Origin of the sequence: Pseudomonas sp. TNT2022 ID1044 (assembly GCF_028656895.1) — a bacterium.
In the GTDB taxonomy this organism is placed as follows: Bacteria; Pseudomonadota; Gammaproteobacteria; order Pseudomonadales; family Pseudomonadaceae; genus Aquipseudomonas; species Aquipseudomonas reinekei.
On sequence record NZ_JAMDHB010000010.1, the window covers coordinates 125,272 to 150,167 of the forward strand.

Sequence of the window (24,896 nt, forward strand, 5' to 3'; positions counted from 1 at the left end):
GACCCTGCCATGAGTGAAGAGATCCTGATCAACATCACGCCGATGGAATCGCGCGTGGCGGTGGTCGAAAACGGTGTCCTGCAAGAGGTCCATGTCGAACGCACGCAAAAGCGCGGGATCGTCGGCAACATCTATAAAGGCAAAGTCGTGCGGGTGTTGCCCGGTATGCAGGCGGCATTTGTCGACATCGGCCTGGATCGCGCGGCCTTCATTCATGCTTCGGAAATTTCCCTGCGCGAAGGTCCGGCGGTGGAGAGCATCAGCGCACTGGTGCATGAAGGCCAGAGCCTGGTGGTGCAAGTCACCAAGGACCCGATCGGCTCCAAGGGCGCACGCCTGACCACGCAGCTGTCGATCCCGTCGCGCTATCTGGTGTACATGCCGCGCACCGCACATGTCGGGATTTCACTGAAGATCGAAGACGAAGCCGAGCGCGACCGCCTCAAGCAAGTGGTCACCGATTGCGTCGCCAAAGAAGGCATCAAGGAAGCCGGCGGATTCATTCTGCGTACGGCGGCCGAAGGCGCCGGGGCTGACGAAATCCTCATGGATATTCGTTACCTGCGCAGGCTGTGGGACCAGATCAGCGAGCAGATCAAAACCATCGGCGCCCCGAGCGTGATCTATGAAGATCTTGGCCTGGCGCTGCGCACCCTTCGTGACCTGGTGAGTCCGAAAATCGAGAAAATTCGCATCGATTCCCGGGAAACCTTCCAGAAAACCACGCAGTTCGTTGCCGAATTGATGCCGGAGATCGCCGATCGTCTGGAGCACTATCCGGGCGAGCGGCCGATTTTCGATCTGTACGGCGTCGAAGACGAAATCCAGAAAGCCCTGGAGCGCAAAGTGCCGCTCAAGTCCGGTGGCTACCTGGTGGTCGACCCGGCGGAAGCAATGAGCACCATCGACGTCAACACCGGGGCTTTTGTCGGTCACCGCAATCTCGAAGAAACCATCTTCAAGACCAACCTCGAAGCCGCGACCGCCATCGCTCGCCAGCTGCGCCTGCGCAATCTGGGCGGGATCATCATCATCGACTTCATCGACATGGAAGATGAGGAGCATCAGCGCCAGGTGCTGCGCACGCTGGAGAAGCAGCTCGAGCGTGATCACGCCAAGACCAACATCATCGGCATCACCGAGCTGGGCCTGGTGCAGATGACCCGCAAACGCACCCGCGAAAGTCTCGAGCAAGTGCTGTGCGAGCCGTGCACCAGTTGCCAGGGGCGCGGCAAGTTGAAGACGCCGGAAACCGTTTGCTACGAAATTTTCCGCGAAATTCTCCGTGAGGCTCGCGCCTATCAGGCGGAAGGCTATCGTGTATTGGCGAACCAGAAGGTTGTCGACCGTCTGCTGGATGAAGAGTCGGGTAACGTCGCCGAACTCGAAGGGTTTATCGGTCGCACCATTCGTTTTCAGGTGGAAACCATGTACTCCCAGGAACAATACGACGTGGTGTTGCTCTGATTCGCTGCACTTTGATTTTTCCACAATGGCTGGCCTCAGCTTTTTGCAAAACTTTTGCCATGGGAGCCAACTGACATGGAGCGTCTGACACGCATTTTGGCCGCACTGACCCGCTTGGGTCTGGGCCTGTGCGCGTTGGTTTTGGTGTTGATGGCGTTGTACGTCAGCCTGGGCCGGGAACTGACGCCGCTGATAGCCGAATACCGTGCCGAAGTCGAAACCAAAGCCAGCGAGGCTTTGGGCATGTCCCTGCAAATTGGCGAACTCAAGGGCAGCTGGAGTGGCTTTGCCCCCATTCTGTCGGCCCATGATGTGACGGTCGGTGACGGTGCCAATGCCCTGCATCTGGAAAAGGTCCGCGCGGTGCCGGATTTGTGGGCCAGCCTGATGGCCCGTGAAGTACGCATCGCCCATCTCGAACTCAATGGCCTGAAGATCAGCCTCAAGGAGGGCGAGGACGGTCAATGGGCGCTGGAGGGTTTGCCGGTCAAGGATGATCAACCGCTCGACCCCGAGCAGTTGCTCAATCGCATGCAGATGATCCAGCGCTTGTCGGTGCTCGATAGCCAGGTCACCTTGCAGCCCTTTGGCGAGTCTCCGCTGACCCTGACCTACGTCGGCGCAAGTCTGAAAACCGGTGCCGTCCGTCAGCGACTGGATGCCCGCCTGACCTTGCCCGACGGGCAGCCGGTGGCCATCAACCTGCGTACGCGCATTCGTGCCAGTCAGTGGAAGGACGGCGAAGCCCAGGCTTACGTGAGCCTGCCGCAGAGCGACTGGTCGAAGTGGCTGCCGGAACGACTGACTCAACAGTGGAATTTTTCCGAGATCAAGGCCGGTGGCGAGATCTGGGTAACCTGGGGGCAGGGTGCCTTGCAGAGTGCGGCGGTGCGCCTGAATGCACCGCAACTCAATGGCGCTTACGCCGAGCGCAAACCGATCAAGATCAGCAACCTGGCGCTCAACGGTTACTTCCAGCGCAACGCCAAAGGCATGCAGGTGACGCTGGACTCGCTGGCCATGAACCTTGGCGAGCATCGCTGGGAGACGCATCTGCAGCTGCAGCAAACCGCCGCCTCCGACAAGTCTGAAGAGCTCTGGCACCTGCAGGCCGACCGCCTCGACCTGACCCCGCTGACGCCGTTGCTCAATGCCCTGGCGCCTTTGCCGCAAGGCTTTGCCACGGTGGTCGACCGGCTCAAGGTGACGGGAGGGCTGCGCAATGTGCTGATCGACCTGCGTCCCAATGCCACCGACGACAGCAAGTTCAGCTTCGCGGCCAACCTCGATCAGGTCGGTTTCGACGCCTATCACGGCGCTCCGGCGGCACGAAATGTCACGGGCAGCATCAGCGGTGACCTGGGGCACGGCGAGTTGCGCATGGACAGCAAGGATTTCATGCTGCACCTGGACCCGATTTTCGCCAAGCCATGGCAATACATCCAGGCCAACGCCCGCCTGACGTGGAAACTCGACAAAGACGCGTTCACCCTGATCGCGCCCTACCTGAAGGTGTTGGGCGAAGAGGGCAAGATTGCCGGTGACTTCCTGATTCGCCTGCATTTCGATCCCGCCCGGGAAGACTACATGGACCTGCGGGTCGGTCTGGTCGACGGCGACGGCCGCTACACCGCCAAGTACCTGCCAACGGTTCTCAGCCCGGCGCTGGACGAATGGCTGCGCACGGCGATTCTCAAAGGCGCGGTGGATCAAGGTTTCTTCCAGTATCAAGGTTCGCTCAACCAGGGTGCCGCCGATGCCGACCGCAGCATCAGCCTGTTTTTCAAGGTTCACGATGCCGAGCTGGCGTTCCAGCCAGGTTGGCCGCACGTCAGCGGGGTCACCGGTGATGTGTTCGTCGAAGACAGCGGCGTGCGCATCCTGGCCAGCAAGGGCCAGTTGCTCGACACCCAGGTCAGCGACATTTACGTGAGCATTCCCCACGTGCCCCAGGGGCAGAACTCCCATCTGTTGCTCGACGGCGGGTTTGCCGGTGGCCTGGGCGATGGCCTGAAAATCCTTCAGCAAGCCCCCATCGGTACGGCCGAGACCTTTGCCGGCTGGGAAGGCGAGGGTGATCTGCAAGGCAAGCTGAAGCTGGATATCCCGCTGGCCAAAGGCGAACAGCCGAAAATCCTGGTCGACTTCAAGACCGCCAAGGCGCGCCTGAAACTTCCCGAGCCGCCTCTGGAGCTGACTCAGCTCAAGGGCGACTTTCGTTTTGACAGCACCAAGGGGCTGAGCGGACAGAACATCACTGCGCGGGCCTTCGATAAGCCTGTGAGCGCGCAGATTTTTGCCGATGGCCGTGAAGGCAAGCTCAATACCCGGGTCGTGGCCTCGGGGCAGGTTGAAGTGAAGAAGCTTACCGACTGGCTGAGCGTGACCCAGCCGTTGCCGGTCAGCGGCGTGATCCCGTATCAACTGCAACTGACTCTGGATGGAGCTGACAGCCAGTTGAGGGTCAATTCCAGTCTCAAAGGGGTCGCCATCGATCTGCCCGCACCTTTCGGCATGGCGGCGGATGTGGGGCGTGACACGACGTTGCGCATGACCCTGCAAGGCGCGGAACGGCGCTACTGGGTGAACTACGGTGAGCTGGCGAATTTCACCTTTGCCGCACCGACGGGCAACTTTGCCGAGGGCCGTGGCGAGTTGTTCCTTGGCAACGGCGATGCGGTGTTGCCGGGTGCCAAAGGCTTGCGCATTCGTGGCGTGCTGTCGGAGCTGGATGTTGGCCCATGGCAGGATCTGGTGAACAAGTATGCCGGGCAAGATCCGGGCGGCAGTGCCAAGCAGTTGCTCAGTAGCGCCGACTTCAAGGTCGGCAAACTCAGCGCACTCGGCACCACGCTGGATCAGGCCTCGGTGCAATTGACACGCAAGCCGTCCGCCTGGGCCTTGCAGCTCGACAGTCAGCAAGCCAAGGGCAGTGCGACTGTCCCCGATGCGAAAGCCGCGCCGTTGGTGATCAACCTGCAATACGTGCGTTTGCCGGCACCTGATCCGACGGTCCTGGCTGACGAGAATTCGCCCGATCCACTGGCCTCGGTCGATCCGACCAGGATCCCGGCGCTGGATATCATCATCAATCAGTTGTTTCAGGGCAACGACCTGGTCGGCGGCTGGTCATTGAAAATTCGTCCGACCGCCAAAGGCATCGCCTTCAATTCGCTGGATATGGGCCTCAAGGGCATTCTGTTGCAGGGCAGTGGTGGCTGGGAAGGCACGCCCGGCGCCAGCACAAGCTTTTTCAAGGGCCGGGCCAGCGGCAAGAACCTCGCGGATGTGCTCAAGGGCTGGGGTTTTGCGCCGAGCGTCACCAGCAAGGACTTCCATATGGATGTCGACGGACGCTGGCCGGGATCGCCGGCATGGCTGGCCACCAAGCGCTTCTCGGGCACTCTGGATGCATCGCTCAAAGAAGGCCAGTTTGTCGAGGTCGAAGGCAGTGCCCAGGCATTGCGGGTGTTTGGCCTGCTTAACTTCAACTCCATCGGCCGCCGCTTGCGCCTGGACTTCTCCGACCTGTTCGGCAAAGGCCTGAGCTATGACCGGGTCAAGGGCCTGCTGGTGGCGACCAACGGCGTGTACGTCACCAAGGAGCCGATCCGCCTGACCGGCCCGTCGAGCACCATCGAACTCGACGGCACCCTGAACATGGTGGCTGATCAGATCGATGCGAAGCTGCTGGTGACCCTGCCGGTGACCAACAACCTGCCGATCGCCGCGCTGATCGTCGGTGCGCCAGCCATTGGTGGTGCGCTGTTTTTGATCGACAAGTTGATCGGCGACCGCGTGGCCCGCTTTGCCAGTGTGAAGTACACCGTCAAGGGGCCGTGGAAAGAACCGAAAATCACCTTCGACAAGGCTTTTTGAGTTCATTTTTGAAAAGGCACGCCCCAATCCTATGGAGTAGCATGGACGCCTGTCGATTCAGGAGTGCGTCATGTCTGTAGCGGTGATTCAAATGGTCAGCCAGAGCGATGTGCTGGCCAATCTGTCCCGGGCCCGACACCTGCTGGAGCAGGCTGCAGCCGGTGGAGCGAAGCTTGCCGTGCTGCCGGAAAACTTCGCCGCTATGGGCCGGCGCGACATTGCCGACATCGGCCGCGCCGAAGCCATGGGCGAAGGCCCGATCCTGCCGTGGTTGAAACAGACTGCACGCGACCTCAAGTTATGGATAGTGGCTGGCACCTTGCCGTTGCCGCCGGTGGATCATCCGGCGGCCAAGGTGCATGCCTGCTCACTGCTGGTCGATGATCAGGGCGAAACGGTGGCGCGCTACGACAAACTGCACCTGTTCGACGTCGACGTGGCCGACAATCGTGGCCGTTATCGTGAATCCGATGACTATGCTTATGGCAGTGGGGTCGTGGTGGCGGACACGCCGGTAGGCCGGGTCGGCCTGACGGTCTGTTACGACTTGCGCTTCCCGGAGCTGTACAGCGAACTGCGTGCAGCCGGTGCGCAGCTGATTACCGCGCCATCGGCGTTTACTGCGGTGACCGGCGCCGCGCACTGGGATGTGCTGATTCGCGCACGGGCCATCGAGACGCAATGTTATGTGCTCGCGGCTGCCCAGGGTGGAACGCATCCGGGGCCGCGGGAAACGTTCGGTCATGCTGCCATCATCGACCCGTGGGGCCGGGTGCTGGCGCAACAGGATCAAGGCGAGGCCGTGCTGCTGGCCGAACGCGATAGCAGCGAACAGGCGTCCATCCGGGCGCGGATGCCGGTGTCCAGTCACCGGCGCTTTTTCTCGCAGGGCGCCCAGCGGCCTGCCTCAGAACGATGAATTTAAGGCGTAAAGCATATGAGCGAGTTGTTGTCCTCAGTCAGTGAACACCTCCTGGCGCCTGGCGGCGTAACGATCGAGAGCCTGCAAGGCGTACTCGGCGACCTGGCCGGCCCGGGCATCGATGCCGCCGACCTGTATTTTCAGGGCCAGATATCCGAGTCCTGGGCGCTGGAAGACGGCATCGTCAAGGAAGGCAGCTTCAACCTCGACCAAGGCGTAGGCGTGCGTGCGCAATCGGGAGAGAAAACCGGTTTTGCCTACAGCAACGCCATCACTCTGGAAGCCTTGGGCGCGGCGGCCCGTGCTGCCCGTTCGATCTCCCGGGCGGGGCAGAACGGCACCGTGCAAGCGTTCACCACCCAAGACGTCGCTCAGCTTTACGGGCCGGACAATCCGCTGGAAGTGCTGACCCGCGCCGAAAAGGTCGACCTGCTCAAGCGCATCGATGCCGCGACCCGCGCCCTCGACCCACGTATCCAGCAAGTGACCGTGAGCATGGCCGGGGTCTGGGAGCGCATTCTGGTGGCATCCACTGACGGTGGTCTGGCGGCGGACGTGCGACCGCTGGTGCGTTTCAACGTCAGCGTGATCGTTGAGCAGAACGGCCGTCGTGAGCGCGGTGGTCATGGTGGTGGCGGTCGTACCGATTACCGTTACTTCCTCGCCGAGGACCGCGCCATGGGTTATGCCCGTGAAGCGCTGCGACAGGCCCTGGTCAATCTTGAAGCCATCCCTGCGCCGGCCGGTACGTTGCCGGTGGTGCTGGGTTCCGGTTGGTCCGGCGTGCTATTGCACGAAGCCGTTGGCCACGGTCTGGAAGGCGATTTCAACCGCAAGGGCAGTTCGGCCTATAGCGGACGCATGGGCGAGAGGGTCGCGTCCAGCCTGTGCACCATCGTCGATGACGGCACCCTGTCGGGGCGCCGCGGCTCGTTGAGCGTCGACGACGAAGGAACCCCGACCGAATGCACCACGCTGATCGAGAACGGCGTCCTCAAAGGCTACATGCAGGACAAGCTCAACGCGCGCCTGATGGGCGTGGCGCGCACCGGTAACGGTCGCCGCGAGTCCTATGCGCACCTGCCGATGCCGCGCATGACCAACACCTACATGCTGGCCGGCGAAAGCGATCCTGAAGAAATCATCGCTTCGGTAAAACGCGGCATCTACTGCGCCAACCTCGGCGGCGGGCAGGTGGACATCACCAGCGGCAAGTTTGTGTTCTCCACCAGCGAGGCGTACCTGATCGAGGACGGCAAGATCACTGCACCGGTCAAAGGCGCGACCCTGATCGGCAATGGTCCGGAAGCCATGAGCAAAGTGTCGATGGTGGGCAACGATCTGGCGCTGGACAGCGGTGTGGGGACGTGTGGCAAGGATGGGCAGTCGGTGCCGGTGGGTGTCGGCCAGCCAACGCTGAAGATTGATGCGATCACCGTGGGTGGCACGGGGGCGTAAGACGTGAAGCTTCGGGTGAGTCGCTTGGCGACTCACCCGGTCAGAGATTTAACGCAGACCGCGTTGAGTCTCGTCCAGCTCACGGATGTACTTGAAGATTTTACGGCTGGAAGCAGGAGGCTTGTTTTGCGCAACCTCGTGCTGGGCCTGACGGATCAGGGAGCGCAATTGCTGGCGGTCCGCGTCCGGGTAGTCGACGACGAATTTTTCCAGTACGGCATCGTCGCCGGCGATCAGGCGATCGCGCCAGCGCTCCAGATTATGGAAGCGTTCGTTGTACTGGCGAGTGGAGGCATCGAGTTGATCGAGCAAAACCAGAATGGCGTCAGTGTCCTGATCGCGCATCAGTTTGCCGATGAACTGAAGGTGCCGTTTACGCGCGATATTCGCGGTGTGCTTGGGCGCATCGGCCAGAGCCCGGCGCAAGGCGTCGGTCAACGGCAGTTTTGCCAGCAAGTCAGGCTTGAGTGTTGTAAGGCGCTCGCCGAGGTCAACCAGAGCATGCAGCTCGCGTTTAACCTGGGATTTGCTTTTTTCTCCCGTATCGAGGGAGTCGTCGTAAGAATCAACCATGGTGGCCGTCCGCAAAGAAACGCCGCCATGATAACCAGTCGGGGGCCGCTTGTCCGGCCCGGTCGCTCGATGACCGTTACCGAAAGCAGAATTTGAGTGGAGAACAGCATGAGTGCAGTTGAAAGCGTCGGCCCACAAGCGTTGCCGGCACTGCAGGAGCAAGTCGAGCAGATCATCGCTGAAGCCAGGCGCCAGGGCGCCAGTGCCTGTGAAGTGGCGGTGTCTCTGGAGCAGGGCCTGTCGACCACGGTGCGTCAGCGTGAGGTCGAAACTGTCGAATTCAATCGTGATCAGGGTTTTGGCATCACTTTGTACGTCGGTCAGCGCAAGGGTTCGGCCAGCACTTCCGCCAGTGGCCCGGACGCGATTCGCGAAACCGTCGCGGCGGCGCTGGCGATTGCCAAGCACACATCTGAAGACGAAGCGTCGGGCCTGGCGGACGCTGCGCTGATGGCGCGTGACGTGCAGGATTTCGACCTGTTCCACCAATGGGATATCACCCCGGAACAAGCCATCGAGCAGGCGCTGGCTTGCGAAGCTGCAGCGTTCGCCGCCGACAGCCGAATCAAGAACGCTGACGGCACCACGTTGAGCACGCATCAGGGTTGCCGGGTCTATGGCAACAGCCACGGTTTCGTCGGCGGTTATGCGTCGACGCGGCACAGCCTGAGCTGCGTGATGATCGCCGAGGCCGATGGCCAGATGCAGCGCGATTACTGGTACGACGTAAACCGCCAAGGCAATTTGCTGGCCGACCCGGTCAGCATCGGTCAGCGTGCTGCACAGCGTGCAGCGAGCCGCCTGGGTGCGCGTCCGGTGCCGACCTGTGAAGTGCCGGTACTGTTTTCGGCGGAATTGGCCGGTGGTTTGTTCGGCAGTTTCCTCTCGGCGATTTCCGGCGGCAGCCTGTATCGCAAATCCTCCTTTCTCGAAGGCACTCTGGGGCAGAAGCTGTTCCCGGAATGGCTGACCATCGATGAACGTCCGCACCTGATGCGCGCCATGGGCAGCGCAGCGTTCGATGGCGATGGCCTGGCGACTTATGCCAAACCGTTTGTCGAAAAAGGCGAATTGGTTTCCTACATTCTCGGCACCTATTCCGGACGCAAACTCGGCATGCCGAGCACCGCGAACGCCGGTGGCGTACACAACCTGTTCGTCACCCATGGCGATGAAGACCAGGCTGCCTTGTTGCGACGGATGGGCCGCGGTTTGTTGGTCACCGAACTGATGGGTCAAGGCCTGAACATGGTCACCGGTGACTACTCCCGTGGTGCGGCGGGTTACTGGGTCGAGAACGGCGAGATCCAGTTCGCAGTGCAGGAAGTGACCATCGCCGGCAACATGCGCGACATGTTCAAGCAGATTGTTGCCGTGGGGAATGATCTGGAGTTGCGCAGCAACATTCGCACGGGCTCGGTGCTCATTGAGCGGATGACCGTCGCCGGCAGCTAACTTTCCCGCTACACAAAAAGGCGCGCCACCCAACGGGTGGCGCGCCTTTTTTATTGGTTTTACGCAAATCACTGCAGGAGCCGGCTCGCTGGCGATGGCGATTTTATAACCGCCATCGCCAGCAAGCCGGCTCCTGCAGAATTTTTTGCACGCCATGTCACGCTTGTTTTGGTTCTAATTATCATATAATAATAAATCTCATTAACGAGCGAGCCCCGTATCATGAGCTCTGCCTTGCACGAGCAGCTGTACCTCGAAAGCTGGCGCTGGATGAGTCGCCAGATCGGTTGCGCGATGAATCCCGACGAACCGTCAACCCGGAAAAACTGACCGCGGGCGGCGTGTAAAACCCGCTACCGCTTTGGAGGCTCTCCATGGAGCACTGGAAACGCACGATCGAAAGAGCCAATCGCTGTTTCATGTTGGGCGAACTGGTTGATGCTCGTGAGGCTTATTTGCAGGCATTGGCGCTCGCACAGGTGTTGTTCGAGCGCTGGGCTGATCCCGATGAAGCGGTGGCGGCTTGCGTAATCTCCCATCACAACCTGGCGGACCTGCACTTGCGTTTGAACCAGCCGGAGGAGAGCGCCGAGTATTTGTGCGCCATTCATCAGCGGCTGTTGCAGACCATGCAGGACCCGCGACTGTCGCCAGCCCTGCGTGAAGCCGCACTGCGCCAGAGCAGCAAAACCTATGTCGAACTGCTGAATTTCATCAGCGAACACGGTGAATACCCACGCACCCATCGGTTGCTGCACATCGATGCTGCCTCGCCGTCGCAGCCCTTTGCGCCTCACCATCATGGAGTCCATTGAAATGGCTTTTACCCTGCCTGCCTTGCCGTATGCCTACGATGCCCTGGAGCCGCACATCGATGCGCAGACCATGGAGATCCACTACACCAAGCACCACCAGACGTACATCAACAACCTGAACGCAGCTGTCGAAGGCACCGAGTTCGCCGAATGGCCAGTGGAAAAACTGGTGGCCGCCGTGCAGCAACTGCCGGAGAAGCTCCGCGCGGCTGTGATCAATCAGGGCGGCGGACATGCCAATCATTCACTATTCTGGGAAGTCATGGCGCCACAGGGTGGTGGCAAGCCCGATGGCCCGCTGGCCAAGGCCATCGAGGAAGAACTGGGCGGTCTGGACAGTTTCAAAGAGGCGTTCACCAAAGCCGCACTGACTCGTTTCGGCAGCGGTTGGGCCTGGCTGAGCGTGACGCCGCACAAGACTCTGATCGTGGAAAGCAGCGGCAATCAGGACAGCCCGTTGATGAACGGCAACACGCCAATTCTGGGGCTGGATGTCTGGGAGCACGCCTACTACCTGCGGTATCAGAATCGTCGTCCCGAATACATCGGTGCGTTCTATAACGTGATCAATTGGCCGGAAGTCGCTGCGCGCTACCAGGCCGCACTGGTTCAAGTCTTCTAAAAAAACCATGCAAGGCTGACTATGGGCACTGAAACACTGGCGATCGGAAGTGGACGAATGTTTCGTTACGCGGTTGGATCGCTGCTACTGCTGGCGGGCATGAGTTTGCTGGTTGCGCACGGGCTGGAATGGCTGGACCTGGAGCCGAAGCTGTCACGGGCATTGCAGGGTGGCGCGATTTGCGCCCTCGGAACTGCCCTCGGAGCGGTGCCGGTGCTGGTAATCCGGCACATGCCCCAGGCACTCAGCGATTCCTTGCTGGGCTTTGGTGCTGGCGTGATGCTCGCCGCGACCGCGTTTTCGCTGATCGTGCCGGGTATTGCTGCGGCAGAAAACCTTGGCATGACCCCGTGGGCGGCCAGCGGCCTGATATGTTTTGGCATCATGCTCGGGGCCTTCGGGTTGTTCCTGGTCGATCGCAAGGTCTCCGGGGCTTCACCGGAGTTGCTTGTGGGCACAGCAGAGCACCCGGTGATCCCGCCGCGGATCTGGCTGTTCGTGTTTGCGATCATTGCCCATAACATTCCCGAAGGCATGGCGGTTGGTGTATCCGCGGGCGGCGGCATGCCGGATGCCGACAGTCTGGCGATGGGCATTGCCTTGCAGGATGTACCGGAAGGGTTGGTGATTGCGCTGGTGCTGGCCGGGGCAGGGATGTCGCGGTTCAAGGCATTTCTGATCGGTGCTGCATCAGGGTTGGTCGAACCGGTGTTCGCGTTGCTGTGCGCATGGCTGGTGAGCCTGGCCGAACTGCTGTTGCCATTGGGGCTGGCATTGGCGGCAGGGGCCATGTTGTTGGTGGTTACCCACGAAGTCATTCCCGAATCCCGCCGGCATGGTCACGACAAACTGGCCAGTCTTGGATTGTTGATCGGGTTTTGCTTGATGATGGTGATGGATACCGCGTTGGGCTAAAAGATGTTGATCTTTACTCGCCTTCATCGAAGTAATTGTTGATCAATGCCACCAGCGCATCCAGCGCTTCCTGTTCCTGCTCGCCTTCAGTGCTCAGATGGATCTTGGTGCCTTTGCCGGCCGCGAGCATCATCATGGCCATGATGCTTTTGCCGTCGACGGTGGTTTCCGGCGTGCGGCCGACCCTGATCGTGCAGTCCTTGAACTGACCGGCGACCCCAACGAATTTTGCAGATGCCCGGGCGTGCAGGCCCAGCTTGTTGATGATTTCGATTTCCAGAGCAGGCATCGCGATGTGAATCCTTTAGCTGAGGTCGCGGTGGCGAACCTGGACGTTCTTCAGGGATTGTTGCAGGGTCTTGCCCAGGCGTTCGGTCAGGTAGACGGAGCGGTGATGCCCGCCGGTGCAACCGATGGCAATAGTGACATAAGCGCGGTTACTGGCCGCAAAGCGCGGTAACCATTTGAGCAGGTACGCGGAAATGTCCTGGAACATCTCCTCGACATCCGGCTGTGCCGCCAGGTACTCGGCCACCGGTTGATCAAGACCGGACTGCGCTCGCAGTTCGGGCTTCCAGTAGGGGTTGGGCAGGCAGCGCACGTCGAACACCAGATCGGCGTCCACCGGCATGCCACGCTTGAATCCGAAAGACTCCACCAGAAACGCTGTGCCGGGTTCCGGCTGGTTCAGCAAGCGCAGCTTGATCGTATCGCGCAGCTGATACAGATTCAGGTTGGTGGTGTTGACTTTGAGGTCGGCAAGATCGGCAATGGGCCCGAGCAGGCTCGTCTCGTCATGGATGGCTTCGGCCAGCGAGCGATTGGCGCTGCTCAGTGGGTGACGACGGCGGGTTTCCGAAAAGCGTTTGAGCAGAGTTTCTTCATCGGCATCCAGGTACAGGACATCGCACTGGATGTGCCGGCTGCGGACTTCTTCAAGCAGCTCCGGAAACCGCGACAGGTGACTCGGCAAGTTGCGCGCATCGATGGACACGGCAACCAGCGGTTGTGCCAGTTCGGTGTGGATCAGTGCGCGCTCGGCCAGCTCTGGCAGCAACCCGGCAGGCAGGTTGTCGATGCAGTAATAGCCGTTGTCCTCGAGTACATCGAGGGCGGTACTTTTACCTGAGCCGGAGCGACCGCTGACGATGATCAAGCGCATGATTAATGCCCGTTTTGCTCGTCCAGGACAACCTGATACAAGGCTTCATTGCTCGGCGCGCTGCGCAGTTTTTCACGCACTTCCTTGCGGTCGAGCATGCTGGCGATCTGACGAAGCAGTTCCAGGTGCGCATCGGTAGCGGCTTCCGGGACCAGCAGAACGAACAGCAGGTCAACCGGTGCACCGTCGATGGCATCGAAATCGATAGGGGCGTCAAGGTGCATCAAGGCACTGATGGGTGAAGTACAGCCCTTGAGGCGGCAGTGGGGGATGGCGATACCGTTGCCAAAACCGGTTGAACCGAGTTTTTCACGGGCGACCAGGCTCTCGAAGACATCCTGCATGGCCAGATCCGGCACTTCGCGATGGATGAGGTTGGCAATTTGCTCGAGGGCTTTCTTTTTACTGCCGCCCGGCACGTTCACCAGGGAACGGCCGGGGGTCAGGATGCTTTCAAGTCGGATCATGGGTAGGGAGTGTTAACGACCGGTCGCGCCCTGGAGGAGGCTCTGGGTCTTTTCCTTATGCTTTTTGAGTTGTTTATCCAGCTTGTCGGTCAAGGCGTCGATCGCCGCGTACATGTCGGAATGTTCCGCGTTGGCGACCACTTCATTGCCGGGAATATGCAGCGTGGCTTCGATTTTCTGTTTGAGCTTTTCGACCGTCATCGTGACCTGCACGTTGGTGATCTTGTCGAAATGCCTCTCTAATCGTTCGAGTTTTTCGCCGATGTAGGTGCGAAGAGGTTCGGTCACTTCCAGTTGGTGTCCACTGATGTTGACTTGCATACAGCTTCTCCTTCGTTGCCAGTGCATAAAGCGGCAGATCAGATGATCTGCCACTGGAACGCTGTGGCGTGGCTCTACATCAACCGCTTGCGTTCGCTCGAAGGCGCGATCCCGAGGGATTCGCGGTACTTGGCGACGGTGCGGCGAGCCACCTGAATGCCTTGTGCCTCCAGTAAACCAGCGATCTTGCTGTCACTCAACGGCTTTTTCTGATTTTCAGCGGCAACCAGTTTTTTGATGATCGCGCGGATCGCCGTAGACGAGCATTCGCCGCCTTCGGAGGTGCTGACGTGGCTGGAGAAAAAGTATTTCAGCTCATAAATTCCCCGAGGGGTATGCATGAACTTTTGCGTGGTCACCCGGGAGATGGTCGACTCGTGCATGCCGACTGCTTCAGCAATGTCATGCAGGACCAGGGGTTTCATGGCTTCGTCGCCGTATTCCAGGAAGCCGCGCTGATGCTCGACGATCTGGGTGGCTACTTTCATCAGGGTTTCGTTGCGGCTCTGCAGGCTCTTGATGAACCAGCGGGCTTCCTGCAACTGATTGCGCATGAAGGTGTTGTCGGCGCTGGTGTCGGCGCGGCGTACAAAGCCGGCGTACTGGGCGTTGACCCGCAGCCGTGGCACCGATTCCTGATTGAGCTCAACCAGCCAGCGTTCGTTGTCCTTGCGCACGATGACGTCGGGAACGACGTACTCGGCTTCGGAGGACTCGATTTGCGAGCCCGGGCGCGGGTTGAGGCTCTGAACCAGCTCGATGACCTGGCGCAGCTCGTCTTCCTTGAGCTTCATGCGACGCATCAGCTGGCTGTAATCACGGCTGCCGAGCAGGTCGATGTAGTCAGTGACCAGGCGCTTGGCTTCAGCCAGCCACGGTGTCTTGGCAGGCAGCTGGCGCAGTTGCAGCAACAGGCATTCGCCGAGGTTGCGGGCGCCGATGCCGGCCGGTTCGAATTGCTGGATGCGGTGCAGGACGGCTTCGATTTCGTCCAGTTCGATGTCCAGTTCCGGATCGAACGCTTCAAGGATTTCCTCGAGTGTCTCGTCCAGATAGCCCTGATTGTTAATGCAATCGATCAGGGTCACGGCAATCAGGCGATCGGTGTCGGACATCGGCGCCAGGTTCAGTTGCCACAGCAGATGGCTCTGCAGGCTCTCGCCGGCCGAGGTGCGGGTGGTGAAATCCCACTCGTCGTCATCGTTGCTTGGCAGGCTGCTGGCGCTGGTCTGGTAGACGTCTTCCCACGCGGTATCGACCGGCAGCTCATTGGGGATGCGCTCGTTCCAGTCACCTTCCTCGAGGTTATCTACCGTCGGGGCGCTTTCCTGGTAAGAGGGCTCCTGGATCTCTACGTTGGGCTTTTGTTCGGCGTTGTCGGCCAGGGGGTCGGAATTGTCGAAATCCTCGCCTTCTTCCTGGCGTTCGAGCATCGGATTGGACTCCAGTGCCTCCTGGATTTCCTGTTGCAGGTCCAGGGTCGACAATTGAAGCAGTCGGATGGCCTGTTGCAGCTGCGGTGTCATCGTCAGCTGCTGGCCCATTCTCAAGACTAGCGATGGTTTCATGGCAGGGGCTTAACACCTTATTCGCCGGCGCACATGCGCCATCCACTACAGGGCGCCGAAGCGCCAAACATAAGCAAATTATATGCCTGAAACTGAAGTGTTTGCCTAGAGCGCGGTAACAATAAAAACCTGTTGATTTTTACTGTTTGTCGCGAACTGTGCCGCCATCACGACTTCAGCACTTACAGGCGGAACTCGTGACCCAGATACACTTCCTTGACCAGATCGTTGGCCAGGATGGTCTCGGAGTCGCCTTCAGCGATCAGTTGGCCATCGTTGACGATGTAGGCGGTCTCACAGATATCCAGGGTTTCACGGACGTTGTGGTCAGTGATCAGTACGCCAATGCCTTTGGCCTTGAGGTGATGGATGATCTGTTTGATGTCGCCCACCGAAATCGGGTCCACACCGGCGAAAGGTTCGTCGAGGAGGATGAATTTCGGATTGGTGGCCAGTGCCCGGGCGATTTCGACGCGGCGGCGCTCACCGCCAGACAGGCTCATGCCGAGGTTGTCGCGGATGTGGCTGATGTGGAATTCCTGCAGCAGGCTTTCCAGTTCCTTGCGACGGCCGGCCTTGTCGAGTTCCTTGCGGGTCTCGAGGATCGCCATGATGTTGTCGGCTACCGAGAGTTTGCGGAAGATCGACGCTTCTTGCGGAAGATAGCCGATGCCGGCCTTTGCACGACCGTGCATTGGCTGGTGGCTGACGTCCAGGTCGTCGATCAGTACGCGCCCCTGATCGGCCTGCACCAGGCCGACGATCATGTAGAAGCAGGTGGTCTTGCCGGCGCCGTTGGGGCCGAGCAGGCCGACGATCTGACCGCTGTCGATGGACAGGCTGACGTCACGCACGACCTGGCGGCTCTTGTAGCTCTTGGCCAGATGCTGAGCTTTCAGAGTTGCCATTACTGGGCCTTTTGCTCGTCGGTTTTCTTTTTCGGCTGGATCACCATGTCGATGCGCGGACGCGACTCGGTCACGTTGGTGCCTGTGGCGCGGCCGGCGCTGGCGAGCTTCTTGTTGGTGTCATAGACGATTTTCTCGCCCTGGGTCACGTTGCCGTCCTTGTCGATGACCTTGGCGCGGTCGATCAGCACGACGCGGTCTTGCGTGGCGTGGTACTGGATGGTGACGCCGTAGCCCTGCACCGGCTTGGTGTCGCCCGCCGTTTGCAGTTGCTCGAAGTAGGCCAGGTTGCCCACCGAAGTCACAACGTCGATGTCGCCATTGGGCGCACGGGTCATGGTGACTTTATTACCGGTCACTTTCATCGACCCTTGGGTAATGATCACATCGCCCGTGTAGGTGGCAACGCCATTCTTGTCGTCCAGTTGGGCATCGTCGGCCTGAATGCGGATAGGCTGCTGCTGATCGGTCGGCAGAGCCCAGGCGCTCACGCTTCCCAGTGCAGCGCCCAGACCGAGCAAAATAGGGAGGGTTTTAACGAGCCTCATACTGTCCTCTTACGTTCGATAGCAGGTGTATCCTGCTTTCTTTCAAATACGCTTTCATTCCCTTGCCAGTCGATACACCGCCAGCGCCGTCGATTCTAACGGGTTGCTCGGTCTGCGCATATTGCTGCTGCGGGAACACCGTCATACGAGTGGTGGTGATCAGGGTTCTGCGGTTTTTCTCGTCGAAACGCGTGATGCGTACCGAGTCGATCAGTTCGACCTGGGTGCCGTCAGGATTGACCTCACCCTTTTCGCTCTGGACGTGCCACGGGAACTGCGTGCCGCGGAACATGTTCAGGTCCGGGTTGGTCAGCAGCGTCACTTCGGTCGCCTTCACGTGCTCGACCTTGTCCGACGTCATTTCATACTGCAACTTGCCGTCGGGCAGGTACTGCACGCTGTGGGCGTTGATGGCGTAGTAGTCGATTGCGCTGTCATCGACCCGCACGACCGGCTTGTCGAGGAAGCGTTCCGGGCTGATGTTCCAATAGCCAACCGCGGCGAAAATTGCCGTGATGCAGCCGAACACCAGTATGTTGCGAATCTTTTTGCTCAGCATTTTTGGCTCACAGGTACGCGGCGTTAGCCGCATCGAGGCGGCCCTGGGCGCGCAGGATCAGTTCGCAGAATTCGCGGGCGGCACCTTCGCCGCCGCGGGCCTGGGTGACGCCGTGGGCGTGTTCGCGCACGAAGCTGGCAGCGTTGGCCACGGCCATGCCCAGTCCGACACGGCGAATCACCGGCAGGTCCGGCAGGTCGTCACCGAGGTAGGCGACCTGTTCATAGCTTAAGCCTAGTTGCTCCAGAAGACCGTCGAGAACGACCAGTTTGTCTTCGCGGCCCTGGAACAGGTGCGGTATGCCGAGATTCTTCGCCCTGCGCTCAACCACCGGGGTCTTGCGGCCGCTGATGATGGCGGTCTGCACGCCGGCGTTCATCAGCATTTTGATGCCCTGGCCGTCGAGGGTGTTGAAAGTCTTGAATTCGCTGCCGTCTTCAAGGAAATACAGGCGACCGTCGGTGAGGACGCCGTCGACGTCGAAAACCGCCAGTTTGATCGCTTTGCCGCGTTGCAGCAGGTCAGCACTCATTACATTACCCCCGCACGCAACAAGTCGTGCATGTTCAAGGCGCCGACCGGACGGTCTTCGCTGTCGACCACCACCAGTGCGTTTATCTTGTGATCTTCCATGATTTTCAGGGCCTCGGCGGCGAGCATCTCGGCGCGGGCGGTCTTGCCGTGGGCGGTCATGACCTGATCGATCGTGACGCTGTGGATGTCGATGCTGCGGTCCAGGGTGCGGCGCAAATCACCGTCGGTAAAGATCCCGGCCAGTTTGCCGTCGGTTTCGAGGACCACCGTCATGCCCAGGCCCTTGCGGGTCATTTCCATCAGCGCATCCTTGAGCAGGGTGCCGCGCTGGACTTGCGGCAACTCCTGCCCGGCGTGCATGACGTTTTCCACTTTCAGCAGCAAGCGGCGGCCGAGGGCGCCGCCCGGGTGCGAAAACGCGAAATCTTCAGCGGTAAAGCCACGGGCCTCGAGCAACGCGACGGCCAGGGCATCGCCCATGACCAGTGCAGCGGTGGTCGATGAAGTCGGTGCCAGGTTCAGCGGGCAGGCTTCGTGCTCAACGTGGACATTCAGGTTGACCTCGGCGGCCTTGGACAGCGGCGACTCAGGGTTGCCGGTCATGCTGATCAACTGGATGCCCAGGCGCTTGATCAGTGGCAGCAGGGTGACGATTTCATTGGTGGAGCCGGAGTTCGACAGCGCCAGGATGACGTCGTCACGGGTGATCATGCCCATATCGCCATGGCTGGCTTCAGCCGGGTGGACGAAAAACGCCGTGGTGCCGGTGCTGGCGAGGGTGGCGGCGATCTTGTTGCCGATGTGCCCCGACTTGCCCATGCCGACCACGACAACGCGGCCTTTGCTGGCCAGAATCATCTCGCAGGCGCGTACGAAATCCGCGTCGATTTGTGGCAGCAAGCCTTGTACGGCTTCCACTTCGAGGCGGATGGTGCGTTGGGCGGATTGAATCAGGTCGCTGGATTGGCTCATGTCAGAAATCGTTTAGCCTGATGAAAAGGCGGCGATTATAGCGGTTATGATCGAAACCCTCACGCAAGTTCGTCGCGCATTGTCATTCCTTGTTACTTAATCCTTCTAAATGACGCTTCATAGCCGGCATATGACCGAATATGGCCCGGCTTTGGCCTTGGGCGCGTGACCATTGCAGTGATATAGTTCGCCGCCAGTTCGGCCCGCCCGAGAGGCATGTGCTTTCGTCAGGAAGTCAGGCGTCCGAGTGAGAGGCTGCATCGCAAGGAGTTTAGATGAGTGCCGATAACGCCTACGCGGTCGAGCTGAAGGGAGTGACCTTCAAGCGCGGTGCGCGCAGCATTTTCAATAACGTCGATATCCGTATTCCCCGCGGCAAGGTCACCGGCATCATGGGACCTTCCGGGTGTGGCAAGACCACGCTGTTACGGTTGATGGGCGCGCAGTTGCGTCCCTCCAGCGGCGAAGTCTGGGTCAATGGACAGAACCTGCCGACGCTGTCGCGCAGCGATCTGTTCGATGCCCGCAAGCACATGGGCGTGCTGTTTCAGAGTGGCGCACTGTTCACCGACCTCGACGTGTTCGAGAACGTGGCTTTTCCACTGCGCGTTCACACTGAGCTGCCGGAAGAAATGATCCGGGATATCGTCCTGCTCAAATTGCAGGCCGTGGGTTTGCGCGGCGCCATCGACCTGATGCCCGACGAACTGTCCGGTGGCATGAAGCGACGTGTCGCGTTGGCGCGGGCGATTGCGCTCGATCCGCAAATTCTCATGTATGACGAGCCCTTCGTTGGCCAGGACCCCATCGCCATGGGCGTATTGGTGCGCCTGATCCGCCTGCTCAATGATGCCTTGGGTATCACCAGCATCGTGGTTTCCCACGACCTGGCCGAAACCGCGAGCATTGCCGACTACATCTATGTAGTGGGCGACGGGCAGGTGTTGGGGCAGGGCACGCCGGACGAGCTGATGAACTCGGACGACCCGCGCATCCGTCAATTCATGACCGGCGAGCCCGATGGCCCGGTCGCGTACCACTTTCCAGCGACGGATTACCGCGCAGATCTTCTGGGGAAGCGTTGATGCGCAAGATTTCACTATTAGAACGAGTGCGCCGCTTCGGCCACGCCGGCATCGATATGCTGGCGGTGTTCGGGCGCTCGACGCTGTTCCTGTTTCACGCACTGCTGGGTCGCGGCGGCATCGGCGGCGGTTTCGGTCTGCTGGTCAAGCAACTGCATTCGGTGGGCGTGATGTCCCTGGTGATCATTGTGGTCTCCGGGGTGTTCATCGGTATGGTGCTGGCGCTGCAAGGCTTCAACATCCTGTCCAGCTACGGATCGGAGCAGGCGGTGGGGCAGATGGTGGCGCTGACGCTGTTGCGTGAGCTGGGGCCAGTGGTCACCGCGTTGCTGTTCGCCGGGCGTGCCGGTTCGGCGCTGACCGCCGAAATCGGCAACATGAAGTCCACCGAACAGCTTTCCAGCCTGGAAATGATCGGTGTCGACCCGCTCAAGTACATCATTGCCCCGCGCCTTTGGGCCGGCTTCATTTCCCTGCCGGTGCTGGCGATGATTTTCAGCGTGGTGGGTATCTGGGGTGGTTCGTGGGTGGCCGTCGACTGGCTGGGTGTCTACGAAGGCTCCTACTGGTCGAACATGCAGAACAGCGTGACTTTCGCTGACGATGTGCTCAACGGCATCATCAAAAGCATCGTCTTTGCCTTCGTTGTGACCTGGATCGCCGTATTCCAAGGCTATGACTGCGAGCCCACTTCCGAGGGGATCAGTCGTGCCACTACCAAGACCGTGGTGTATGCCTCTTTGGCAGTGCTCGGCCTGGACTTTATTCTGACCGCCTTGATGTTTGGAGATTTCTGATGCAAAACCGCACCCTGGAAATCGGTGTCGGCCTTTTCTTGCTGGCTGGCATCCTGGCTTTGCTACTGCTGGCATTGCGGGTCAGTGGCCTGTCCCCGAGCCCGAGCACCGACACCTATAAACTTTATGCATATTTCGACAATATCGCCGGTTTGACGGTCAGAGCTAAAGTGACCATGGCCGGTGTCACCATCGGCAAGGTCACAGCGATTGATCTGGATCGCGACAGTTTCACCGGTCGAGTGACCATGCAGCTGGAGAAGCGCGTAGATAATCTGCCGGCTGACTCCACTGCATCTATCCTGACCGCTGGCCTGTTGGGCGAGAAGTACATCGGTATCAGCGTGGGTGGCGAAGAAGCCCTGCTCAAGGATGGCGGGACCATCCATGACACCCAGTCGTCGCTGGTACTCGAGGACCTGATCGGCAAGTTCCTGCTCAATACCGTTAGCAAAGACGCCAAATGAGGATTTTTTGAATGATCTCTACCTTGCGACGTGGCTTGTTGGTATTACTCACGGCACTGCCGTTGATGGCTAACGCCGTGGCGGCGCCTGCTTCTTCCGCGCACGAACTGGTACAGGACACCACCAACCGGATGCTGGCCGATCTGGCAGCCAATAAAGAGAAGTACAAACAAGACCCGGCCGACTTCTACGCCGCGCTGAATAACATCGTCGGGCCGGTTGTTGATGCCGAGGGCATCTCCAAGAGCATCATGACGGTCAAGTACTCGCGCAAAGCCAGCCCCGCGCAGATGAAAACCTTTGAAGAAAACTTCAAGAAGGGGCTGTTCCAGTTCTATGGCAACGCCTTGCTCGAATACAACAACCAGGGCATTACCGTTGAGCCGGCCAAGGACGAGTCGGGCGATCGCACCAGCGTCGGCATGACCGTCAAGGGCAACAGTGGCGCGATCTATCCTGTGTCCTACACGCTTGAAAAGATCAATGGTGAGTGGAAACTACGTAACGTCATCATCAACGGCATCAACATTGGCAAGCTGTTCCGCGATCAGTTCGCGGATGCAATGCAGCGCAATGGCAACGATCTGGACAAGACCATCAATGGTTGGGCCGGGGAAGTCGCCAAGGCCAAGGATACCGCCAATCAGTCCTCCGAGAAGCAAACTCAATGAGTGAGACGGCAGTCCGGATGGACGAAGCCGGCGAGTTGCGGCTCAGCGGCGTGCTGGACTACCGCACCGGCCCTGGCCTGCGCAAGCAGGGGCAGGCGCTGATCAAAGCCAGCAAGGCGACGTCAGTGGTGGTCGATTGTTCGGCGGTTGAAAAGTCCAGCAGCGTCGGTTTGTCGTTGCTGCTGTGCTTCATGCGTGACGCACAGGCCGCCGGCAAGGCGCTGAGCATCCGCGCAATGCCAGAAGACATGCGTGAAATCGCTCAAGTCAGTGAGCTGACCGAGCTGTTGGCGCATCCATAACCCGCATCTATAAAGAAGCCCCCCGTCAGAGTCCTGCTCCGCGGGGTTCGCAGGCGCGGGGCTTTTTTGTATGATGTCCGACCCGCGCGCACAGGGCGCCGATTGAGGTTGAGCATGCAGGCCGTAGAAGTGAAGAGCTTCCTTGAAGGAAAGCTGCCCGGAACGCTGGTAGAAGTTGAGGGCGAAGGCTGCAATTTCCAGCTGAACGTGATTAGCGATGAACTGGCGGCGTTGAGCCCGGTGAAGCGTCAGCAGCAGATCTATGCCCATTTGAACCCATGGATCACCGATGGCAGCATCCATGCGGTCACTATGAAATTTTTCAGCAGCGCGGCCTGGGCCGAGCGCACCTGAGCCCAAGGGCGTCGAGATTCTTATGGATAAATTGATTATTACTGGCGGTGCTCGTCTTGACGGCGAAATCCGCATCTCCGGGGCGAAGAACTCTGCCTTGCCGATCCTGGCAGCCACGCTGCTGTGCGATGGCCCGGTAACCGTTGCCAACCTGCCGCACCTGCACGACATCACCACCATGATCGAGCTGTTCGGTCGCATGGGCATCGAACCGGTGATCGACGAGAAGCTGGCCGTTGAAATCGACCCGCGCACCATCAAGACCCTGATCGCTCCGTACGAACTGGTCAAGACCATGCGTGCGTCGATCCTGGTACTGGGTCCGATGGTTGCCCGTTTCGGCGAAGCCGAAGTCGCCCTGCCTGGCGGTTGCGCCATCGGCTCGCGTCCGGTTGACCTGCACATCCGTGGCCTGGAAGCCATGGGCGCGGTCATCGACGTCGAAGGCGGCTACATCAAGGCCAAGGCGCCTGAAGGCGGCCTGCGCGGTGCGCACTTCTTCTTCGACACCGTCAGCGTGACCGGTACCGAAAACATCATGATGGCCGCTGCTTTGGCCAAGGGCCGCAGCGTCCTGGCCAACGCCGCGCGCGAGCCTGAAGTCGTCGACCTGGCGAACTTCCTGAACGCCATGGGTGCCAAGGTTTCCGGCGCCGGTACCGACACCATCACCATCGATGGCGTCGAGCGTCTGCACACCACCACTTACAAGGTGATGCCGGACCGTATCGAAACCGGCACCTACCTGGTGGCTGCTGCCGTGACCGGCGGTCGTGTGAAGGTCAAGGACACTGATCCGACCATCCTCGAAGCCGTCCTGGAAAAACTTCGGGAAGCGGGCGCGGAAATCACCACCGGTGAAGACTGGATCGAGCTGAACATGCACGGCAAGCGGCCGAAAGCCGTCAACGTGCGGACCGCTCCGTACCCGGCGTTCCCGACCGACATGCAGGCGCAGTTCATCTCCCTCAACGCCATTGCCGAAGGCACCGGTGCCGTGATCGAGACGATCTTCGAAAACCGCTTCATGCACGTTTACGAACTGCATCGCATGGGCGCCAAGATCCAGGTCGAAGGCAACACCGCCATCGTCACCGGCACCGAAAAGCTCAAGGGCGCGCCAGTCATGGCTACCGACCTGCGTGCTTCGGCCAGCCTGGTGATCTCGGCGCTGATCGCCGAAGGCGATACCCTGATCGACCGCATCTACCACATCGACCGTGGTTACGAGTGCATCGAAGAGAAGCTGCAGATGCTGGGCGCCAAGATCCGTCGCGTTCCGGGCTAGTGGCTGCTGCAGGGGCACAGGGACGTGCCCGTTGAATTGTTGAAGTCGAGCCGGTTTCCGGCTCGATGTGTGTCCGGCGCCGTTTGCGACCTGACATGAGTACCTTGATAAGGACTGACGTTTCCCATGTTGACCATCGCACTGTCCAAGGGCCGCATCCTTGACGACACCCTGCCGCTTCTGGCTGAAGCGGGCATCGTGCCGACCGAGAATCCGGACAAGAGCCGCAAGCTGATCATTCCCACGACCCAGGAAGATGTACGCCTGCTGATCGTGCGTGCCACCGACGTGCCGACGTATGTCGAGCACGGTGCCGCCGACCTCGGTGTCGCCGGTAAAGACGTGCTGATGGAATACAGTGGCCAGGGCTTGTACGAGCCGCTGGACCTGCAAATCGCCCAATGCAAGCTGATGACGGCCGGCAAGGTCGGCGCGGTCGAGCCCAAGGGCCGCCTGCGCATCGCCACCAAGTTCGTCAACGTCGCCAAGCGTTACTACGCCGAACAGGGCCGCCAGGTCGACATCATCAAGCTCTACGGCTCGATGGAACTGGCACCGCTGATCGGCCTGGCCGACAAGATCATCGACGTGGTCGACACCGGTAACACGCTGCGGGCCAACGGCCTGGAGCCACAGGATTTCATTGCTGCCATCAGCTCCCGGCTGATCGTCAACAAAGCTTCGATGAAAATGCAGCACGCCCGTATCCAGGCGTTGATCGACACCCTGCGCAAGGCAGTGGAGTCTCGACACCGCGGCTGATTCACCTGCGCGACCGTAAGGCGCG

27 protein-coding genes and 1 pseudogene are annotated in these 24,896 nt (G+C 60.0%); 17 read left to right on the plus strand and 11 right to left on the minus strand.

Annotation, left to right across the window (positions count from 1 at the left end):
* The first annotated feature begins 9 nt into the window (after positions 1-9).
* The 4 genes from rng to tldD all read left to right on the plus strand — a co-directional run bounded on the left by rng (position 10) and on the right by tldD (position 7,726).
* Positions 10-1,467 (plus strand): ribonuclease G, encoded by a 1,458-nt coding sequence (gene rng, locus M5G20_RS15410; RefSeq protein WP_150731822.1) that lies wholly within the window; start codon positions 10-12, stop codon positions 1,465-1,467.
* A 75-nt stretch (positions 1,468-1,542) separates the two neighbouring features.
* Positions 1,543-5,346 carry a YhdP family protein gene (locus M5G20_RS15415; RefSeq protein ID WP_273919780.1) on the plus strand — a complete coding sequence of 1,268 codons (3,804 nt, stop codon included), beginning with the start codon at positions 1,543-1,545 and terminating at the stop codon, positions 5,344-5,346.
* 70 nt (positions 5,347-5,416) lie between these two features.
* A complete protein-coding gene (locus tag M5G20_RS15420) occupies positions 5,417-6,265 on the plus strand; it encodes a carbon-nitrogen hydrolase family protein (RefSeq protein WP_273919782.1) in 849 nt (282 codons plus the stop codon).
* 18 nt (positions 6,266-6,283) lie between these two features.
* Complete coding sequence (gene tldD / locus M5G20_RS15425; RefSeq protein WP_075947625.1) at positions 6,284-7,726, plus strand: metalloprotease TldD; 1,443 nt, start codon at positions 6,284-6,286, stop codon at positions 7,724-7,726.
* A gap of 48 nt (positions 7,727-7,774) precedes the next feature.
* Here tldD and yjgA read toward each other — a convergent pair whose 3' ends face one another.
* The gene (gene yjgA, locus M5G20_RS15430; RefSeq protein ID WP_008054354.1) at positions 7,775-8,299 is read right to left on the minus strand and encodes a ribosome biogenesis factor YjgA; all 525 of its coding nucleotides are present in this window, start codon (positions 8,297-8,299) and stop codon (positions 7,775-7,777) included.
* 108 nt (positions 8,300-8,407) lie between these two features.
* Between yjgA and pmbA the strand changes: the two genes are divergently transcribed.
* The 5 genes and pseudogenes from pmbA (at position 8,408) to M5G20_RS15455 (ending at position 12,106) form a co-directional block, all read left to right on the plus strand.
* On the plus strand, positions 8,408-9,754 hold the full coding sequence (gene pmbA / locus M5G20_RS15435) for a metalloprotease PmbA (RefSeq protein ID WP_273919783.1): 1,347 nt from the start codon (positions 8,408-8,410) through the stop codon (positions 9,752-9,754).
* 222 nt (positions 9,755-9,976) lie between these two features.
* Positions 9,977-10,066: pseudogene (locus M5G20_RS15440) on the plus strand (FagA protein); the annotation flags it as partial.
* Between the two features lie 62 nt (positions 10,067-10,128).
* Entirely contained in the window at positions 10,129-10,569 is a 441-nt protein-coding gene (locus M5G20_RS15445; protein WP_150731826.1) for a hypothetical protein, read from the plus strand.
* 1 nt (position 10,570) lies between these two features.
* Positions 10,571-11,191, plus strand: a complete 621-nt coding sequence (locus tag M5G20_RS15450; RefSeq protein ID WP_273919784.1) for a superoxide dismutase — start codon at positions 10,571-10,573, stop codon at positions 11,189-11,191.
* A gap of 21 nt (positions 11,192-11,212) precedes the next feature.
* Positions 11,213-12,106 (plus strand): ZIP family metal transporter, encoded by an 894-nt coding sequence (locus M5G20_RS15455; protein WP_150731828.1) that lies wholly within the window; start codon positions 11,213-11,215, stop codon positions 12,104-12,106.
* A gap of 13 nt (positions 12,107-12,119) precedes the next feature.
* Here the strand turns inward: M5G20_RS15455 and M5G20_RS15460 are convergent, their stop codons facing one another.
* From M5G20_RS15460 to M5G20_RS15505, 10 genes are all read right to left on the minus strand, one after another.
* Complete coding sequence (locus tag M5G20_RS15460) at positions 12,120-12,395, minus strand: HPr family phosphocarrier protein (RefSeq protein ID WP_180205699.1); 276 nt, start codon at positions 12,393-12,395, stop codon at positions 12,120-12,122.
* A 15-nt stretch (positions 12,396-12,410) separates the two neighbouring features.
* A complete protein-coding gene (gene rapZ, locus M5G20_RS15465; protein WP_150731830.1) occupies positions 12,411-13,268 on the minus strand; it encodes an RNase adapter RapZ in 858 nt (285 codons plus the stop codon).
* 2 nt (positions 13,269-13,270) lie between these two features.
* Positions 13,271-13,735 carry a PTS IIA-like nitrogen regulatory protein PtsN gene (gene ptsN / locus M5G20_RS15470; protein ID WP_075947620.1) on the minus strand — a complete coding sequence of 155 codons (465 nt, stop codon included), beginning with the start codon at positions 13,733-13,735 and terminating at the stop codon, positions 13,271-13,273.
* Positions 13,736-13,747: 12 nt separating this feature from the next.
* Positions 13,748-14,056: a ribosome hibernation-promoting factor, HPF/YfiA family gene (gene hpf, locus M5G20_RS15475; protein WP_273919786.1), complete on the minus strand. Its 309-nt coding sequence runs from the start codon at positions 14,054-14,056 to the stop codon at positions 13,748-13,750.
* A 74-nt stretch (positions 14,057-14,130) separates the two neighbouring features.
* A complete protein-coding gene (locus tag M5G20_RS15480) occupies positions 14,131-15,624 on the minus strand; it encodes an RNA polymerase factor sigma-54 (RefSeq protein WP_150731831.1) in 1,494 nt (497 codons plus the stop codon).
* 182 nt (positions 15,625-15,806) lie between these two features.
* Positions 15,807-16,532, minus strand: a complete 726-nt coding sequence (gene lptB, locus M5G20_RS15485) for an LPS export ABC transporter ATP-binding protein (protein ID WP_150703632.1) — start codon at positions 16,530-16,532, stop codon at positions 15,807-15,809.
* The gene (gene lptA, locus M5G20_RS15490) at positions 16,532-17,080 is read right to left on the minus strand and encodes a lipopolysaccharide transport periplasmic protein LptA (RefSeq protein WP_075947618.1); all 549 of its coding nucleotides are present in this window, start codon (positions 17,078-17,080) and stop codon (positions 16,532-16,534) included. Before lptA ends, lptB begins: the two co-directional genes overlap by 1 nt.
* A complete protein-coding gene (gene lptC / locus M5G20_RS15495; RefSeq protein ID WP_273919787.1) occupies positions 17,067-17,639 on the minus strand; it encodes an LPS export ABC transporter periplasmic protein LptC in 573 nt (190 codons plus the stop codon). The genes lptA and lptC overlap by 14 nt, the downstream gene beginning before the upstream one ends.
* A gap of 7 nt (positions 17,640-17,646) precedes the next feature.
* Positions 17,647-18,171, minus strand: a complete 525-nt coding sequence (locus tag M5G20_RS15500) for a KdsC family phosphatase (protein ID WP_150731833.1) — start codon at positions 18,169-18,171, stop codon at positions 17,647-17,649.
* On the minus strand, positions 18,171-19,145 hold the full coding sequence (locus M5G20_RS15505) for a KpsF/GutQ family sugar-phosphate isomerase (RefSeq protein ID WP_150731834.1): 975 nt from the start codon (positions 19,143-19,145) through the stop codon (positions 18,171-18,173). The genes M5G20_RS15500 and M5G20_RS15505 overlap by 1 nt, the downstream gene beginning before the upstream one ends.
* A gap of 275 nt (positions 19,146-19,420) precedes the next feature.
* Here M5G20_RS15505 and M5G20_RS15510 point away from each other — a divergent pair, with 275 nt between their 5' ends.
* From M5G20_RS15510 to hisG, 8 genes are all read left to right on the plus strand, one after another.
* The gene (locus tag M5G20_RS15510) at positions 19,421-20,230 is read left to right on the plus strand and encodes an ATP-binding cassette domain-containing protein (protein WP_273919788.1); all 810 of its coding nucleotides are present in this window, start codon (positions 19,421-19,423) and stop codon (positions 20,228-20,230) included.
* Positions 20,230-21,027: a lipid asymmetry maintenance ABC transporter permease subunit MlaE gene (gene mlaE / locus M5G20_RS15515; protein WP_075947613.1), complete on the plus strand. Its 798-nt coding sequence runs from the start codon at positions 20,230-20,232 to the stop codon at positions 21,025-21,027. Before M5G20_RS15510 ends, mlaE begins: the two co-directional genes overlap by 1 nt.
* Positions 21,027-21,494 (plus strand): outer membrane lipid asymmetry maintenance protein MlaD, encoded by a 468-nt coding sequence (gene mlaD / locus M5G20_RS15520; RefSeq protein ID WP_046026814.1) that lies wholly within the window; start codon positions 21,027-21,029, stop codon positions 21,492-21,494. The genes mlaE and mlaD overlap by 1 nt, the downstream gene beginning before the upstream one ends.
* 11 nt (positions 21,495-21,505) lie before the next feature.
* Positions 21,506-22,165 (plus strand): MlaC/ttg2D family ABC transporter substrate-binding protein, encoded by a 660-nt coding sequence (locus tag M5G20_RS15525; protein ID WP_273919790.1) that lies wholly within the window; start codon positions 21,506-21,508, stop codon positions 22,163-22,165.
* A complete protein-coding gene (locus M5G20_RS15530) occupies positions 22,162-22,467 on the plus strand; it encodes an STAS domain-containing protein (RefSeq protein ID WP_273919791.1) in 306 nt (101 codons plus the stop codon). Before M5G20_RS15525 ends, M5G20_RS15530 begins: the two co-directional genes overlap by 4 nt.
* Positions 22,468-22,581: 114 nt before the next feature.
* Entirely contained in the window at positions 22,582-22,821 is a 240-nt protein-coding gene (locus M5G20_RS15535; RefSeq protein ID WP_007912386.1) for a BolA family protein, read from the plus strand.
* 22 nt (positions 22,822-22,843) lie between these two features.
* Positions 22,844-24,109, plus strand: a complete 1,266-nt coding sequence (gene murA / locus M5G20_RS15540; protein ID WP_150731837.1) for a UDP-N-acetylglucosamine 1-carboxyvinyltransferase — start codon at positions 22,844-22,846, stop codon at positions 24,107-24,109.
* 126 nt (positions 24,110-24,235) lie between these two features.
* Positions 24,236-24,871, plus strand: a complete 636-nt coding sequence (hisG, locus tag M5G20_RS15545; protein ID WP_273919792.1) for an ATP phosphoribosyltransferase — start codon at positions 24,236-24,238, stop codon at positions 24,869-24,871.
* Positions 24,872-24,896 lie beyond the last annotated feature (25 nt).